The organism is Bacteroides sp. AM37-9 (assembly GCF_003603455.1).
GTDB classification, from domain to species: domain Bacteria; phylum Bacteroidota; class Bacteroidia; order Bacteroidales; family Bacteroidaceae; genus Bacteroides; species Bacteroides xylanisolvens.
This window is the reverse complement of the sequence record NZ_QTNF01000035.1, coordinates 23,634-40,670: the sequence shown is the minus strand read 5'-3', so window position 1 is coordinate 40,670 and position 17,037 is coordinate 23,634. Positions and strand designations below refer to the sequence as shown.

General features: G+C 40.5%; 10 protein-coding genes. 1 reads left to right on the top strand and 9 read right to left on the bottom strand.

Going from position 1 to position 17,037, the window contains the following annotated elements; genetic code table 11:
* Positions 1 to 21 precede the first annotated feature (21 nt).
* The 4 genes from DW862_RS20500 to DW862_RS20485 are packed head-to-tail and all read right to left on the bottom strand — an operon-like array spanning position 22 to position 6,270.
* A complete protein-coding gene (locus DW862_RS20500) occupies positions 22 to 1,308 on the bottom strand; it encodes a hypothetical protein (protein WP_008023595.1) in 1,287 nt (428 codons plus the stop codon).
* Between the two features lie 12 nt (positions 1,309 to 1,320).
* On the bottom strand, positions 1,321 to 1,527 hold the full coding sequence (locus tag DW862_RS20495) for a hypothetical protein (protein ID WP_004307714.1): 207 nt from the start codon (positions 1,525 to 1,527) through the stop codon (positions 1,321 to 1,323).
* A 26-nt stretch (positions 1,528 to 1,553) separates the two neighbouring features.
* On the bottom strand, positions 1,554 to 2,939 hold the full coding sequence (locus DW862_RS20490) for a RagB/SusD family nutrient uptake outer membrane protein (RefSeq protein ID WP_008023593.1): 1,386 nt from the start codon (positions 2,937 to 2,939) through the stop codon (positions 1,554 to 1,556).
* Between the two features lie 13 nt (positions 2,940 to 2,952).
* Entirely contained in the window at positions 2,953 to 6,270 is a 3,318-nt protein-coding gene (locus tag DW862_RS20485) for a SusC/RagA family TonB-linked outer membrane protein (RefSeq protein WP_008023592.1), read from the bottom strand.
* A 1,193-nt stretch (positions 6,271 to 7,463) separates the two neighbouring features.
* Between DW862_RS20485 and mutS the strand changes: the two genes are divergently transcribed.
* Positions 7,464 to 10,052 carry a DNA mismatch repair protein MutS gene (gene mutS, locus DW862_RS20475; protein ID WP_032849410.1) on the top strand — a complete coding sequence of 863 codons (2,589 nt, stop codon included), beginning with the start codon at positions 7,464 to 7,466 and terminating at the stop codon, positions 10,050 to 10,052.
* Positions 10,053 to 10,180: 128 nt separating this feature from the next.
* Here the strand turns inward: mutS and lgt are convergent, their stop codons facing one another.
* From lgt to araJ, 5 genes are all read right to left on the bottom strand, one after another.
* Complete coding sequence (gene lgt / locus DW862_RS20470; RefSeq protein WP_008641392.1) at positions 10,181 to 11,017, bottom strand: prolipoprotein diacylglyceryl transferase; 837 nt, start codon at positions 11,015 to 11,017, stop codon at positions 10,181 to 10,183.
* Between the two features lie 17 nt (positions 11,018 to 11,034).
* A complete protein-coding gene (locus DW862_RS20465) occupies positions 11,035 to 11,952 on the bottom strand; it encodes a ketopantoate reductase family protein (RefSeq protein ID WP_004322665.1) in 918 nt (305 codons plus the stop codon).
* A gap of 47 nt (positions 11,953 to 11,999) precedes the next feature.
* Entirely contained in the window at positions 12,000 to 13,103 is a 1,104-nt protein-coding gene (ychF, locus tag DW862_RS20460; protein ID WP_004298673.1) for a redox-regulated ATPase YchF, read from the bottom strand.
* A gap of 981 nt (positions 13,104 to 14,084) precedes the next feature.
* Positions 14,085 to 15,338 carry an AAA family ATPase gene (locus DW862_RS20450; RefSeq protein ID WP_207895172.1) on the bottom strand — a complete coding sequence of 418 codons (1,254 nt, stop codon included), beginning with the start codon at positions 15,336 to 15,338 and terminating at the stop codon, positions 14,085 to 14,087.
* A gap of 548 nt (positions 15,339 to 15,886) precedes the next feature.
* Positions 15,887 to 17,029, bottom strand: coding sequence for an MFS transporter AraJ (gene araJ / locus DW862_RS20440; protein WP_074908684.1), 1,143 nt, complete (start codon positions 17,027 to 17,029; stop codon positions 15,887 to 15,889).
* Between the last annotated feature and the right edge of the window lie 8 nt (positions 17,030 to 17,037).

Here is a 17,037-nt window from a genome sequence, read left to right as displayed (position 1 = left end):
GAAGTTTTTCTTCTGTTTTGTTTATTCTACTACCCTTGTGAATGCGTAGGTTATACCAAAGAAACTCGCATCGAAATAATGACCGTACTCTTCAAACGTTGAGCTGAAGAAATCAGTTGGTATAAAATCGTGAAAGTAAATGATGATATTATTATCATCTATCTTATCCAATCCTATAAATGCATTTCCAAGCTCTGTTTTTCTCTTTGAGAAACAACGATTCACTTGCGAGGTGATGAAATAAGGAGCGTCATATTCTTCGTCAGTTACCCAGTTATAGATGCCTTTCTCTATATGATCGAAAACAACAGTGTGTCCTTGAGGATTGCAAAAGAAGTTCTTTAAATCTCCCGTCAGGTATGGGATTATTTTATCTGTACCATCTTCTTGATGTACAAATTCCAGGTAGTCATTAGCTCCATTGTTTTCCGGCAGACTATTTACCCAGTCTTCGTCAGGCATACCAATATATACATAGTTGTCTTTATCTTTAATCTCTACAGGTTTCCATTTGCCCAGCATGTCAGTAAACTTTAACTGATCCAGTTTTATATTATAGGATACAAATGAGCCCGGATAGTAGAGTTCGGAGTTGTCAACTGGTGTACCTAGTTTAAGGATAGCGTTTTTTCCTGTATAATCTTCTGCTCCTTCTTTTATTTTTATCTTAAAACGTGTGTAGTAAGATCCTTTTGGAATGGTGACAGAAGTTATTCCGTTTTCAAGTTCAAAATCTTCGTTCAATATGGCTGTACTGGACGGGTCTATTTCTATCGGCAACACGATGTCTGTTGTTGCCCTGAAACTGCTGCCGCTATTTTCTCCTTCCACTTCGATTCTAATGTCTATTTCACTTAACAGACGATAGATAACAGGCTTGAAAGTATACATAATGTGCTCTTTCACTTCAACGGGGATGATCGCTATTTTCTTGTCACCGAGCGTATATCCGGAAACCGGGTTGATGGAAAGGCGGATTTCACGGTTGGCAGTCAGGTTGTTTTTGGGAGTAATGGTTAAAGTGGCACTTGTTTCTCCGGCTTTTATCATGAACCCGTTAGCAGAAATTTCATAGTCTTCATCCAATATGGCAGTACCTTCAATGATGACAGGAATGCTTAAGTCTGTTTCAGGTGCTACAGAAGCTCTCAATTCCACTTCCAGGCTACCGTTAGAAGGTAATATGTATATGGAGCGACTAAAAGATAACTTTGCACCCGACGAGTCGTCATCGTTGCAAGCTGCCGACACTATGATTAGTATAATCATTAGAAGAAAGGAGCCTGTTATTCTGATTTTTGTTTTCATTTTAATCCCTTTTTATTGGTTAATGGCATTGTTGTATTCATCCCATAATGCTTGTACTTCTTCACGGTCTTGTGCATTCAGGATACTTCCGGTGGGAAGTAAATAATCTTCTGATGTATTATCTACTTTGGGTGTCAGTTCTTCCGGTTTATCACATGAGACCAAGAAAGCGGAAGAACCTGTGAGAATGAAACATAGGATATATAGTATCTTTTTCATAACTGTTTCTGTTTTTTATGGATAAATTATTCTATGTAGCCTGGATTTTGAATGAGCAAATCAGGAAATAATCTGATGTCTGCTTTGGGAATAGGAAAAGTATAAAGATACTTTTCTGTGATAAATTTCTTTCCTTTGGCAGCGACCCAAAATTCCGGACGTCCGTTGCGTTTTAATTCAAACCAGCGGTCGCCTTCAACAAACAATTCTTTACGGCGTTCACAGAGGATGGCTGACATCAATTTTGTCAAAGGGATCCCAGTGGCGTCGGTTTTTATATTTTGTTGGAAAACTTCTGGGAGATTGTCAATTGTGTAGGCTATATAATTCTGAGTGATTCGTTTGGAACGAAGCTGGTTAAGATAACCTAGTGCGTCTGTTTCCTGATTCAGATGTGCGTGGGCTTCGGCTATAATCAGGCAAAGTTCTTCACTACGAAACTTGGTGGTGATGATTTTATTGACAATCCGTTTGGAATCATAGTTGCATCTGCGACGTACATCATTGTCGGTGGCTGCAAATAAATCAACCAAATTTCTGTCGACAGGTCTTGATTTTATATCGGCTTGTGCAGTTGCGTAACTCATGGTTCCTATATCATCATCCATGGTGAATGAACGGATAATGACATTGTGTGCTTTTGCTTGTTTCTGGTTAATGGCTTCTACATATTCGTCAGCTTCCAGCATCGGGTATTTTTCCAATACTTCTTTGGCATAGGTAATGGCATTACTCCAGTTCTGTGTCCAAAAGAAGAAACGTGCGAAGTAGGCTTTTGTTACGGATGAAGTAAAGATAAAGTCTTCATTAGACACATTATATGAGAGGGCTTTTCGGAATCCTTCTTCTATAAATTCAGCAGTTTCTTTCAGATTGGCGCGTGCAGGCTTTGCTTCCATATCAAAATCGTCGACAAGTGGAAGTCCGAGAGTCTCTTTTGCCGTCTCCGGCTGGTATGGCTCACAGTAGCGCTGCATAAGGTTATAATAGCAAATAGAACGAATGCTCCAGGCTGTTCCCAATAGGGTTCTAGCTAAATCGGATTCCGTATCATCCATGTTGCCGATAACCATATTACAGTCTTTGATAACAGAGTAGAGTGTTTTGTAAGTGGCCTGATTTTTGTTAATGGCACTTCCCACATAAATGCTCGTATAGCCGAAATTGCTGGCAAGCGTTGCATTCAAGTCATCGGCAAACATCTCTAAAGTTGTCATTACTTCTGGATTGGGAATGATAACGTCATCTCTTCCTTTTTCTATCTGATCCAACCAATAATGGATAATGGTCGAAAAATCTTCAGCTGTTTCAGGAATTATCTTTCCTTTGGGCTTTACGTCTAAGTAATTGTTGCAGGAAGCCAACAATATCATTAGACCACAATAGATAGATATGAATAGTTTATTTTTCATCGTTTATTGTTATTTAAAATCCAACATTTACGCTAAACATCACAGAACGGCTTATCGGATAAGTAGCACCGGGGGTTTCAGGATCCATGCCTGAATAGCTGGTGAATGTGAAGAAGTTGTTCAGTGACAGAGAGAAATCTACATTGGAGAGAGCGGAATTACTTATTAACTTCTTAGGTAGCGTATATCCTAAAATGATGCTCTTAATTCTGGCATAAGATAAGTTGGTAAGGAAAGCTCCATGCGTGATTTCTTTGTGCATAGGGTTATAATAGCCAAATCCGTAAACCTCACCGAACGGATTCCATACGCGCGGATAAGTGCCATTTGTATTATTGGGCGTCCAACGGTCGGCTGCTGCTTTCGGAACATTCAGATGGTGTGCGAACAAATCATTTTGGAAGACTTGTTCACGTTCTGTGTAATTAAATACCCCATTACCGCTTACGGTGTTAGCTGAAGTTGGCGACTTGATGAATTCAAAATTTTTGGCTCCTGTGGCAAAAGTTCCGTTTACGCTAAGGCGAATACCTTTATATTCGGCGGTTACATTAAATCCTCCGGTTACGGGAGCTTCACTCGTGCCTAGATAATACCGGTAATTATCGGGCTTATTCAAGTCGGTAGCTGTGTGTATTTCAGCATCGGGACGCAGCTGGTATGTATATAATCCTGTTTCGGGGTCAATACCTGTGTATCTCCCACTATAGATGGCGTCTACAGGATAGCCCTCCCATAAGTTATTATATCCCATGCTGCTATAGGAAGCTTTATATTTGGTCACTTTATTCTTGTTGTAAGCTATGTTGGCAGAAAGAGACAGACTGAAATCTTTTGTTTTAACAGGAGTTCCATTCAGGGTAGCTTCGATACCTTTGTTGTCAATATTGGCAGTATTGTATTTCTGTTGGGTGAATCCTGTGCTGCTTAGTACTTGCACACCTGTTACAATATCTTTACTTTTCCGGTAGTATCCTTCCACTATACCTGTCAAGCGGTCGTTAAACATTCCGAAATCAAGAGCCACTTTCACGTCTTGCGTCTTTTCCCAACGTAGATTGGGATTCGGTGGACTAACTACTTTTCCTATATGATAAATATTGTTGGAAATATTCCGGTAGTCATCGTAGTAACTGATAATCATTTGTGGGCTGACACTACGGTTGATGTTACCAGTAAATCCGGTTGCTATACGGAGTGTTAATCTGTTCAGTACGGGTTTCAGCGAAGCCATGAAATCTTCTTCACTAACATTCCACGCTGCGCCGGCTGCCCAGTTAGGATTAAATTGTTTGTCACTACCAAAATTAGAACTACCGTCAGTACGGAAAGAGACATTCAGTACATATTTGTTTTTGTAGTAATAGTCAGCAGATGCATAGAAAGAGACAAAGCGTTGTTCGCTCCATGTTTCTCCGTTCGAGCCATCAATAGCAGCGAGATAGGCTTTCAGCTTCTCGTAGCCTACTCCTGTCGGGTCATCAGGAAGTGGGGTTATGGCATTTCCGGTGATTTCGTCGTAACCGTATCGTTTGCTGTACAAACCGTCTGATTTACTTCCGCGGAATTCGGCACCGGCTATAAGGGAGACAGAGTGGTCTCCAAAAGAATCATCATAAGCAAAATGCCCGCGGACCATATAGCTCTCATTATCTACATTGCGTTGCAAGATAGAAGCATATTCCTTATTAGTATTGTTATCGATAGAGAGACGGTTGTCTAAAGCTGCTTTTGTGTTTTTACCATATATTTCCTTTAGACGGTTGGTGGAATAAGTATATGAAGCCAGACCCACAAAACGCAAATGGTTGATAATGCTGTAATCAATTCCTGCACGAACCATTGTTTTTATATTCTTAGTGCGTGAAGAAGTTTCGTCCATTTCGCGAAGTACATTAAATCCACAATCAGGTATAATCTTGGAACTAGTCTTTTTATTGTTATATTCTCCTAGTGCATAATATGTTTCATCTGCCCGGTAACTGCCGTCTTCGTTATACGGACTTTCGTATGGATTGGCAAAATAAGCATATTGGAAAGGATCGAGACTATTCAGTGCCGGGGACTTTGAATATTGATAAGACATGGATGCCCCAAAGTCAATCTTGACTTTCTGGCTGGGGTGCATTGATAGATTAGCTGTCAGGTTATAACGGTCGTAATCATTATTTTTCAATAAACCAGCGTTGCGGGTATATGCTAGTGAAGTATAATAGGTGTATTTGTCTCCACCACCATTAATGGATAGGTTGTGGGTGGTAGAAACACTGTTGCGAAACAGTTCATCGTACCAATCGGTATTCGTTTTACCTAATTCTTCGATATACGTATCTTGTTGTTCTTTGCTCCATCCGGCAAACTTTCCCCTACCAGCACGAATGATGCCTACTACTCCTACCACCGGATAGTCATTTGCCCCGGCTTCAAATCCAGGAGCAGAGAATTCATCCCATAATCCCTGTTCATAGGCAAGCTTCTCTTGTGAATTCATCAAAGAGTAGTTCCGTTGGGGTGGTAAAGTGACTGATACATTGCCTGAATAGTTTATTTGGGCTTTTCCTGATTTGCCTTTTTTGGTGGTGACAACAATTACCCCACCGGCTGCTCGCGAACCATAAATAGCAGCGGCTGAAGCATCTTTCAAAATAGTAATACTTTCTATGTCGCTGGGATTGATGCCAGCGACACCATTCATGAACAAGTCGTCAAATTGACCGGATTTTATTTCAGCACTGGTAGGCATATCGGTACTTCCACTTTGCATGGGAACTCCGTCGATAACCCATAGTGGCTCACCATCTCCGGTGATTGTATTGGTACCTCTGATTCGTATTTTTTGTGTACTACCAGGTTGTCCGGATATGGCTGATACGGCCACTCCTGCTATTTTACCTTGCATGAGGGCGTCTACCGTTGGTTGGGCTTGGTCTTTTAACTGGTCGGCCGAGATAATTCCGACAGAACCAGTCATTTTCTTAAAAGTAGTTTGGGTATAACCTGTAACGACAACTTGATCCAGTTCACTTGTTGCAGATTCCATTTTAATTTTGATAAAAGGTGTTGCTCCTTTCAATAAGTGCTCTACATTTTTCATGCCAATGTAAGAAAAAACAAGTGTCTTGCCTTCTTTCATCTCTTTGATGGAAAACTTACCATCAATATCTGTGGTAACACCGACTTGGGGGAGCTCCTTATAGCGGACGGATACGCCTACTAATGGTACCCCACTTTCGTCAGTTACAATACCTTTCACTGTTACCTGTGCATTTGCAAATAAAGGTAAAATTAGAGCGAAAAGTAATGTTAATGAAAAAATGGTAATTTTATTCATAATTGTATTATATTGGTTTGAATATATGCAAATGTATTATTATTAGCTGATATAAACAAGAAAAATGATAATATTTGTATTTAAAATGTGTGCTTTTGTTTGAGTGAATATCATTCGATGTTTATTATATTTTTATAAAAGTATAGAAAATTGGTTCATGGTATGTTACGACTGGCTTTTTGCATTATACTGCATATTGGGGAGTTTGATATGTTGTAGAAGGCAAAAAAGAAGTGGCTTAATTTGACAATTTTGGGGCATAATTGCTATACCCAAAACGGTTCGTTTCATGTATGGTTATAAATTTATTCCATATCATTATATTTTGGACATGATAAGATTATCATTGAAATATATTTCAACATATGCATTCCTACGATAGAAGTGTCAAAAATAAAAGAGACTAACAATTTCCTTAATTATAAGTTTAGGACTTTATCAGTTAATTCGTTTCTCGGTGAGAAACACTTCGTTTCTCGGTGTCGAACAGGTTGTTTCTCGGTGAGAAACGGGGCGTTGGTTTTAAAGGAAAACCCCGAATAGTAACCGACTGGATAACAGTGCTTTACAAAACAGTGTTATCTATCAGAAATACATAGGAGTTTTATTGACATTTTTTTGGTAACGCCATTTGTTTCTATTGCATCTATTACTGTAATAATATTTACATTAAAACTAAAATATGGCATTTATAAAAGAATTTGTTTCATTCCTTTCTGAGACAGGAATGAATCTATTTTTAAAGGTGGGGTTGCTCTGAACCGAATCTCTAGGATTTCAGATTGCGCCAAAAGAATCTGATGATTGAAAAGAGAGAGTTCTGCTGGTTTATATCAAATAGGGACGAAGCGTATAGGCATAAAAAAAGGAGCAACGCCTTGCTCCAACCTTTGTTAACCTTAAATCTAATACTATGAAAAACACATTGCAAAGATACGGACTCTTGGGAAATTAGCAAATTATCCAAGAAAAATAGCATGTTTTATAACACGTTTTAATAGTTTTCCCCTACTTGTTAAGAAATTAGTCCTCCTTATTTCAAGGTATGTAACATTAATTTTGAAAATTGAATCGGAGCATACCGTTGATTCTCTGCCGAAAAACCGTTATCTTTGCAAGGATAATCACATTATGCACTCAATAAAAAAGAAAAGGAGACACCCGTGAACGAAGAAGAGATCGTCCTCACCCCGATGATGAAACAGTTTCTGGATTTGAAGGCAAAACATCCGGATGCAGTGATGCTGTTTCGTTGCGGTGACTTTTATGAAACATATTCTACGGATGCCATCGTTGCAGCCGAAATTTTAGGGATCACACTGACAAAACGTGCCAATGGGAAAGGAAAAACTATCGAGATGGCAGGTTTTCCTCATCATGCCCTTGATACCTACCTTCCGAAACTGGTTCGCGCTGGAAAACGTGTCGCTATCTGCGACCAGCTCGAAGACCCCAAAATGACGAAGAAGCTGGTGAAGCGTGGTATTACCGAATTGGTTACTCCTGGTGTTTCTATCAATGATAATGTTCTGAACTATAAAGAGAATAACTTCCTGGCTGCCGTTCATTTCGGAAAGGCTTCCTGTGGAGTTGCTTTTCTCGATATTTCTACCGGTGAATTCCTTACTGCAGAAGGACCTTTTGATTATATAGACAAACTGTTGAATAACTTTGCCCCTAAGGAAATTCTTTTTGAACGTGGCAAACGCCTGATGTTTGAAGGTAATTTCGGTAACAAGTTCTTTACATTCGAGCTGGACGACTGGGTATTTACAGAAACGACTGCCCGTGAGAAACTGCTGAAACACTTTGAAACGAAGAATCTGAAAGGTTTCGGAGTGGAGCACTTGAAAAACGGTATCATTGCTTCCGGTGCTATCCTGCAGTATCTGACAATGACGCAGCATACGCAGATTGGTCACATCACTTCATTGGCACGTATTGAAGAAGATAAATACGTCCGTCTGGATAAGTTCACGGTGCGTAGCCTTGAGCTGATTGGCAATATGAATGATGGAGGCAGTAGTCTAATCAATGTGATCGACAGAACGATCAGCCCGATGGGAGCGCGTCTGTTGAAACGTTGGATGGTTTTTCCGTTGAAGGATGAGAAGCCGATTAATGAACGCTTGAACGTAGTGGAATATTTCTTCCGCCAACCAGATTTTAAGGAATTGATTGAAGAACAGTTGCATCTGATAGGTGACCTGGAACGTATTATTTCCAAAGTGGCTGTAGGGCGTGTGTCGCCTCGTGAAGTCGTTCAGTTGAAAGTTGCCTTGCAAGCAATTGAGCCGATAAAACAGGCATGTATGGAAGCTGATAATGCGAGCTTGAATCGCATTGGCGAACAGTTGAATCTTTGTATTTCTATTCGTGACCGGATTGCCAAAGAGATTAAAAATGATCCTCCTTTACTGATAAATAAAGGTGGAGTGATTCAGGACGGTGTGAACGCAGACTTGGATGAATTGCGGCAAATCTCCTATTCAGGAAAAGATTATCTGCTAAAGATACAGCAGCGGGAGAGCGAAGAGACGGGTATTCCGAGCTTGAAAGTAGCTTATAATAATGTATTCGGTTATTATATCGAAGTCCGTAATGTGCATAAGGATAAGGTTCCACCCGAATGGATTCGCAAACAGACGTTGGTCAACGCAGAGCGTTATATCACGCAGGAACTGAAAGAATACGAAGAAAAGATTTTGGGAGCGGAAGATAAGATTCTGGTTCTGGAAACGCAGCTATATACGGACTTAGTACAGGCATTGATGGAATTTATTCCACAGATACAGATTAATGCGAATCAGATTGCACGTTTGGACTGCTTGTTGTCATTTGCCAATGTGGCCCGTGAGAATCGTTATATCCGTCCGATTATTGAGGATAATGACGTACTGGATATTCGTCAGGGACGTCACCCGGTAATAGAAAAACAACTTCCGATAGGTGAGAAGTATATTGCCAATGATGTAATGCTGGACAGCGATACACAGCAGATTATTATTATTACAGGTCCGAACATGGCCGGTAAGTCGGCACTCTTGCGTCAGACGGCGTTGATTACGCTATTGGCTCAAATCGGCTCGTTTGTTCCTGCGGAAAGTGCGCATATCGGTTTAGTTGATAAGATATTTACCCGTGTAGGAGCGAGCGATAATATATCAGTCGGTGAATCTACATTTATGGTAGAGATGAATGAAGCGGCTGATATCCTGAATAATGTTTCTTCCCGGAGTCTGGTATTATTTGACGAATTGGGTCGTGGTACTTCTACTTATGATGGTATTTCCATTGCCTGGGCAATTGTAGAGTATATCCATGAACATCCGAAAGCAAAAGCACGTACATTATTTGCTACGCATTATCATGAATTGAATGAGATGGAGAAATCTTTCAAGCGCATCAAGAATTATAATGTATCGGTGAAAGAAGTTGATAATAAAGTAATCTTCCTTCGTAAACTGGAACGTGGCGGTAGTGAACACTCTTTCGGTATTCATGTGGCAAAGATGGCCGGTATGCCGAAAAGCATTGTGAAACGTGCAAATGAGATATTGAAACAGCTTGAATCTGATAATCGCCAACAGGGCATAGCAGGTAAACCGTTGGCAGAAGTGAGCGAGAATCGTGGAGGTATGCAGTTAAGCTTCTTCCAGTTGGACGATCCGATTCTCTGTCAGATTCGCGATGAGATATTGAATCTTGATGTGAATAATCTTACTCCTATTGAAGCGCTGAATAAACTGAATGATATTAAGAAGATAGTCAGGGGGAAATAAGCTGAAAATGTATATAATGTCTTAGGATATGTTTTCGATTGTTGTCCTGACATTAGGGAAATGGCATTTGTTTTATTGATAAGAAAGAGGGATTAGTGATGTTTGAACCGCTAATCCCTTTTTTTGATTTAGGCTATTTTCTTTTTCTTCTTGTCATAGAAGAACATGAAATAGACGCCTATTATGATAAACGGAACGCTTAGCCATTGCCCCATATTGAACATCATGCTGTTTTCAAAATCTTCCTGATTTTCTTTTAGGAATTCGATGAAAAAGCGGAAGGTGAAGATGTAAGTCAGGCAGAGCCCGAAGAAGAAGCCACGGTGCAGTTTCTTGCTGTAATTCTTATACAGGTAAATCATGATGAAGAACAGGATAAGATAAGCGATGGCTTCGTAGAGCTGTCCCGGATGACGGGGGAGCATATCTACACGTTCGAAAACGAATGCCCAGGGCACATCAGACGGTTTGCCGATGATTTCGGAGTTCATCAGGTTGGCAAGGCGGATGAAGCAGGCGGTGATTGGAGTAGCTACGGCAATCATATCCAGCACGTCCATATAATGGAGCTTCGTCTTGCGGCAATACAGCCAAAGGGCGATTATCAGTCCTAATGTACCGCCGTGGCTGGCAAGTCCTTCATATCCGGTAAATTTCCAGTTTCCGTCCGGCATGAACTTGATAGGAAGAATCATTTCCCAAAAATGAGACAGGTAGTATCCCGGGTCATAGAACAGGCAGTGTCCTAGGCGGGCACCGATTAGAATACCAAAGAAACAGTAAAAGAAAAGCGGGTCAAACTTCTTTTCCTCTATCTTTTTATCCCGGTACTGGTAGTGAACAACCACATAAGCAAAGAATATTCCTACTGCCCACAGTAATCCGTAATAACGGATAGAAATGCCGAACAGGTTGAATAGTTCGGGATTCGGGTTCCAGTTGATGGATAATAGCATGGTATTCATTCTATATTGGATTAATGTTAATGATTAGATTTTTTGAATTTCTCTGCAACCATCCGGTAGGTCGGTATATCTATTCCCTGTTCTTCGGCTGCTGCAATCATGTCGAAGAGCAATCCTTGTATTTCCGAGTCGTGTCCGCGTGCCAGGTCTTTTTGCATAGAAGCGGTACTTTCGGGGTCGAGCTTGTCAATCACTTTCAGGTTGTAGCTGACTGGGTCTTCGGGAAATTCGACGCCTAGTTTCTTTCCTAAGGCAGCGCTTTCCGTAGAAAGTCCGATAAATGTATCCCGTATCTTTCCCGGTTTCTGTACTTTTCCCATCGGAACGTCGTAGTAAGCACCCGTTACGGCCATTGCAGAGATAAACGACCATTTGATAAACGTATCCCGGTTGATGTCTGGTGACAGGTCTACCTTTATGCCTGCTTCCTGCAAGTCTTGTTGGATAGCTTCCAGCAATCCGGGCTTCACAACCGTGCCGCGATGAGCGCCGTATACCAACCGGAATATCTTTCCCATTTGGGTGATTTCTCCGGTGCCGGATACGAAGCCTACGATATAGATGCAGCCGTCGAGGACAGTGACTTCCGGTACCAACTTTTGTATGCGTGGCCCTGTGCCGTACACATTCAGGATAGGGATGACAACCGTGTCTTTGTGCGCTGCTCTTTTAATCAGTTCTACGATAGAATCGACCGAATAACCTTTTACGCATACAAATATCACATCTGCTTTTCCATTGAATTCTTCAGCGGTAGTTGCCGGAATCCGGAGCGTATGTTCGCCCTTCAAATCCGATTTCAGTTTCAAACCGTTCGTTTGAATCGACTGCAAATGAGCTCCACGGGCAATACAGGTTACATCTTTGCCTGCCAGCGACAAGAATCCTGCGATACTGCCGCCTACACCTCCCGTTCCTGCAATGAGATATTTCATATTGTTAGCGAATTAGTAATTAATAAGTCGTCGGTGGTAACCGATAATCACACGTTGAAACGGAAATGCATGATGTCGCCATCCTGCACCACATATTCTTTTCCTTCTACACCCAGTTTTCCGGCTTCTTTCACAGCTGCTTCCGAGCCGTATTTGATATAATCATCGTATTTGATAACTTCGGCACGGATAAAGCCTTTTTCAAAATCGGTGTGGATCACTCCGGCACATTGAGGAGCTTTCCATCCTTTTTCGTATGTCCAGGCACGTACTTCTTGTACACCGGCAGTGAAATATGTTTCAAGATTCAGGAGTTTGTAAGCAGACTTGATAAGACGTGCTACGCCCGATTCTTCCAAGCCTACTTCGGCAAGGAACATTTGACGGTCTTCGTACGTTTCCAGTTCGGCGATGTCCGCTTCTGTTTTGGCTGCGACAATCAGGATTTGAGCATTCTCGTCTTTTACGGCTTCGCGTACCATATCTACGTATTTATTTCCGTTTACTGCGCTTGCTTCATCAACATTGCAGACATACATTACCGGCTTGCTGGTCAATAAGAACAGTTCGTGAGCAATCTTTTGTTCGTCTTTTGTTTCAAAAGTCACTGTACGTGCAGATTTTCCTTGTTCCAGTGCGTCTTTATATTGAACGAGTACATCGTAAGCTAACTTTGCAGCTTTGTCTCCGCCCGTCTGTGCTTGTTTCTGTACTTTCTGGATACGGCTTTCGATGGTTTCCAGGTCTTTCAATTGAAGTTCGTAGTCAATGATTTCTTTGTCGCGGACGGGATTTACGCTTCCGTCTACGTGTGTCACATTGTCGTCATCGAAGCAACGGAGTACGTGGATAATTGCGTCTGTTTCACGGATATTGGCAAGGAACTTGTTTCCCAGTCCTTCACCTTTGCTTGCGCCTTTCACCAGTCCGGCGATATCTACGATTTCTACAGTTGTAGGAACAATTCGTTGGGGGTGCACCAATTCAGCGAGTGCGTTCAGACGTTCGTCAGGAACAGTGATTACACCTACATTGGGTTCAATTGTACAGAAAGGGAAATTTGCCGCCTGTGCTTTCGCATTCGACAAACAGTTGAAAAGTGTCGACTTACCCACGTTCGGTAGTCCTACAATACCACATTGCAATGCCATATTAATCTATTATTTCTTTTATTATCAATGATTTATACAAATGAACAACGATTTGGCAACAATGTCCGGATAAATAAAGAGTATTTGTTGCCGGGCTGCTCATTGTAGTTTGCAAAGATAATACTTACTAATCGAAATTACCCCAATTTCGTAGAACAAAATAAGTTTGTCCATTAAAAATCAATTTTTAAGCTAACGAAGAAAACGTGGTATGCTTTCTGTCTTTAAAAAACAGATAAAAACGATATCAATGTCTCTTTCAATGTAGACTTCATCTGTTTTTTTGGTAATGAGCCAGCTAAATGTTGTTTTAAAAAGATGCAAAGGCTCATTTGTTTTGTCTTTATCATTTACTTATGATATTTATTCTCTTTATATAATTAATTATATTAGAAAAAGCGTGTAATTGAGGTGGAGGGGGGCCACCTCAATTACACGCTTTTTTCATATAAAAAGAATATTCTTTTGCGTCTGCGCACGTGTACACTATTAAAAAGAAAACTCACAGCCAGTTTATCTTCCTATGCTATGTATAGCACAGAATCCCATTATAGCTGCTTTTATTTTCATTATAGCTAATCTCAATTTCATTATAGCTAATCCCGATTTCATTATAGCTAATCAGCACTTGCTATCAAGAGGCTCATGGTTCATTGAGATGCTTATCGTATCCCAAATATACGATAAATCGTCCGGTGCATAAGTAAAATCATTCTAGATGAAAGTAAATACATTTTAGATGAAAGTAAGACAAAGTAAGCTAATCTGGGACAAAGTACGTCATTTCAATCCCTTGTGATATAATACCTTTGCGGTATCAAAAGAAAAAGAAATAGGGCTGGTTCATTTCTTCCGATATCTATTGCGTCAGCTGTTTTGCTTTGTTATAAGCCGACTGAAAATAAATTTATATTAGGGTGATTCTTTTATGCGATAAAGAATCAAATGCCCGCTTTCGATTTTTGGGCTTAGTGAAAAGTTTCAATCGTTTTCAATTATATCATCCTCTGTAATAGTAGTCAACGATTCATTTGATATGTTTCCGTCCGTCGCTAAACGGTTCGCTTGAATTTCCAATGTTTTTTCAAAAATGTTGCGAACCCAACGGGCATTTCCAAAATTGTGGTCTTTATTGATAATAGCTTTATTAATCACCCGTTTCATTTTCTCTATGGCTCCATCAGTGATTACATATTCATACTTTTTCAGATTACCAAGGTATATCTGTAATAGTTCTTCTGCTGAGTAATCCTTAAACTCAATGTAGCGGTTGAAGCGCGATTGTAGTCCGGGATTTGAGTCTATGAATTCTTTCATCTCTTGCGTGTAACCGGCAAGAATAACAACCAGGCGTTCTCTGTCATCTTCCATTCGTTTTAGCAGTGTTGCTATTGCTTCTTTTCCATAATCATTGCTTGAATTTGTAACCAAAGAATAAGCTTCATCAATAAACAGTATTCCACCCATGGCAGAGTCTATGATTTTATTTGTTTTGACAGCGGTTTGTCCTACATATTCTGCGACCAGGCCAGATCGATCGGTTTCAACTAAATGTCCTTTCTCCAAGATACCTAGTTCTTTATAAATGCAGGCTAAAATTCGTGCAACGGTAGTCTTTCCTGTTCCAGGATTCCCTATAAATACACAATGATATGAAAGTGAGGGGGCTTTCATTCCTTTTGATGCACGTACCTTCTGAATTTTGATAAAATTGACTAATGTAGCCACATCATTTTTTACTAGTTCAAGTCCGGTCAACTGAGTTAGCTGCTCCATTCCTCCTTGCTTTTCGGGTGTGCTGACGTATGTAGCCGTATTAGATTCTAGCTCACTTTTACTGATTTCATTATTCCAGGGAGACATGATGCTTTTCAGGAAATCGGTTTCTTTTGTTGTAATGGTTCCATCTGCTTTGGCAATAATAGATGCATAACGATATAAAAGTAAATGGTATTGTTTTCCTATTTCATTATCCATATTGTTGATGATTGCACCTAATATGAATAAAGTGTCCGATTTGATATTGTCCGCATTTATTTTTTCAATGAGAGGGAGGTAATCGGCAATACTATTAGAAATACGGTCATAGGCAACAGGCAATTTAGAGAATGTGATTTTCTGTAAGCCATATATGCGGGCAAACAGATAGATGATGGCAAAGCTCTCCTTTCTATCTATTCCAAATCGATAACCTAGTTGCTGATAAACCTTTAATAAATCTGCGGTTATCAACATATTAATCAAGTCTGGAAATGGTATTTCAGCGGGGTTGCCGGTAGAATGGAAATGTATCGCATTGTCAACCTCTTCTTTTAGACGTGGATTATCGTTTAGTTTCTGAATAAACAGAAATAGTTTATCTTACAGTCTTGAACAATATTAAAATAAGGTTGATCGATTCCATTGAATGTAGCGGTTGTTTGTATGGGCTGCTTTTCCAAAGTATTATTGGGGGTTATTGTTATTTTGCTTGTAGACATTATTATGAAACCAATAATAATTCCAACTATGGCACCAATTATTACTTCTATCGAAAGTATAATAATTCCAGTTACTAATGCGAGTAGCCCGATTAATACAAAAGTGAAGCCATAACCGAGTTGCTTACTTTCTATTTTATTGTGTTTGGGTGATTCAGAATTTGAGGCCATAATCGTTTTTCTATTAGAATACTTGTTTGTTTAGACAATGTAATATCATTTATAATGAATGTGCGCAAATGTAATGAATATATTCCAATAGTTCCTTTGTATGGCAATATTTTCAATCAAGTAATATTCTCTTTAGTATTTTGCTTGGTATTTCTTATAGAAAATCAGGAATAAAGTAAATCCAATTAGAGCAAATGGTACACCCGCCAGAGCCGGATAACGGTAGCCACCATTAACAGCCAGTCCGCCTGCATAAGCACCGATGGCATTTCCGAGATTGAATGCAACCTGCACGCAGGCTGCTCCCAGCATTTCTCCTCCCTTTGATACGCGGATAATTAATATCTGCTCCGGACTGGATACTGCGAACAGTCCTGCCGTACAAAGGCACATCAACAGGGCTGCTGCCCATTTATAGGGAGAAAGGAAGAAGATGAGCAATAACATAATACAGATAAGTGCTTGAGCGGCAGTTCCTACTTTTCCGGGGGTGTAGCGGTCGGAGAGACGTCCACTAATCAGGTTTCCCATCACCATACCGAAGCCGGCAAGGATCATTAAGGGCGTAATGCTTTCTGCGGAGAAGCCGGACACATTGGTAAGCATCGGATTGATGTAGCTATACCAGCAGAATACACCGCCATTACCTAGTGCCGTAGCGCCAAGAATCAACCACGGAGCCGGAGTTTTAAGAAAGCGGAATTGTCCTTTAAAGCCGGTATCCTTCAGACCCTCTACATGCGGAACCCATCGCCAGATATAATATAGGATAACAATTCCCCAGATACCAACCAGCAGGAAAGTGGCACGCCAGGAAAGCATGGTACTTAAGGAAGTGCCCAAAGGTACGCCAAACAGATTGGCAATGGTCATTCCTGCAATCATGATGGAGACGGCTTCCGAACCTTTACCCTTGTCGGCCAGTTTCTCTGCAACAATAGAGCCTACTCCGAAGTATGCACCATGAGGCAAACCGGAAATAAAGCGGGCAGCGAGCAATACCCAGTAATTGGGAGCCATAGCCGCACAGATATTACCTATCATAATTAAGGTAACTAATACTAACAGAATATGTTTTAGCGGATATTTGCGAGCCAATGTCAATACAGGTGCACCGACACAGACGCCTAATGCATAAGCAGAAATGAAATGCCCTGCGGTAGGAATACTAATACCTAAATCTTTTGCCACATCGGGCAAAATTCCCATCATTACAAATTCGGCAATACCTAATCCCAGTGTGCCGAACGCCAATGCAATAAGACTCTTCTTCATACAAAACT

Excerpts from the sequence above, each read along its gene's own strand:
- DW862_RS20465 (WP_004322665.1), bottom strand. The coding sequence starts at position 11,952 with ATGAAATATCTCATTGCAGGAACGGGAGGTGTAGGCGGCAGTATCGCA.
- ychF (WP_004298673.1), bottom strand. The coding sequence starts at position 13,103 with ATGGCATTGCAATGTGGTATTGTAGGACTACCGAACGTGGGTAAGTCG.
- mutS (WP_032849410.1), top strand. The coding sequence starts at position 7,464 with ATGATGAAACAGTTTCTGGATTTGAAGGCAAAACATCCGGATGCAGTG.
- araJ (WP_074908684.1), bottom strand. The coding sequence starts at position 17,029 with ATGAAGAAGAGTCTTATTGCATTGGCGTTCGGCACACTGGGATTAGGT.
- DW862_RS20450 (WP_207895172.1), bottom strand. The coding sequence starts at position 15,338 with ATGTTGATAACCGCAGATTTATTAAAGGTTTATCAGCAACTAGGTTAT.
- DW862_RS20485 (WP_008023592.1), bottom strand. The coding sequence starts at position 6,270 with ATGAATAAAATTACCATTTTTTCATTAACATTACTTTTCGCTCTAATT.
- DW862_RS20500 (WP_008023595.1), bottom strand. The coding sequence starts at position 1,308 with ATGAAAACAAAAATCAGAATAACAGGCTCCTTTCTTCTAATGATTATA.
- lgt (WP_008641392.1), bottom strand. The coding sequence starts at position 11,017 with ATGAATACCATGCTATTATCCATCAACTGGAACCCGAATCCCGAACTA.
- DW862_RS20490 (WP_008023593.1), bottom strand. The coding sequence starts at position 2,939 with ATGAAAAATAAACTATTCATATCTATCTATTGTGGTCTAATGATATTG.
- DW862_RS20495 (WP_004307714.1), bottom strand. The coding sequence starts at position 1,527 with ATGAAAAAGATACTATATATCCTATGTTTCATTCTCACAGGTTCTTCC.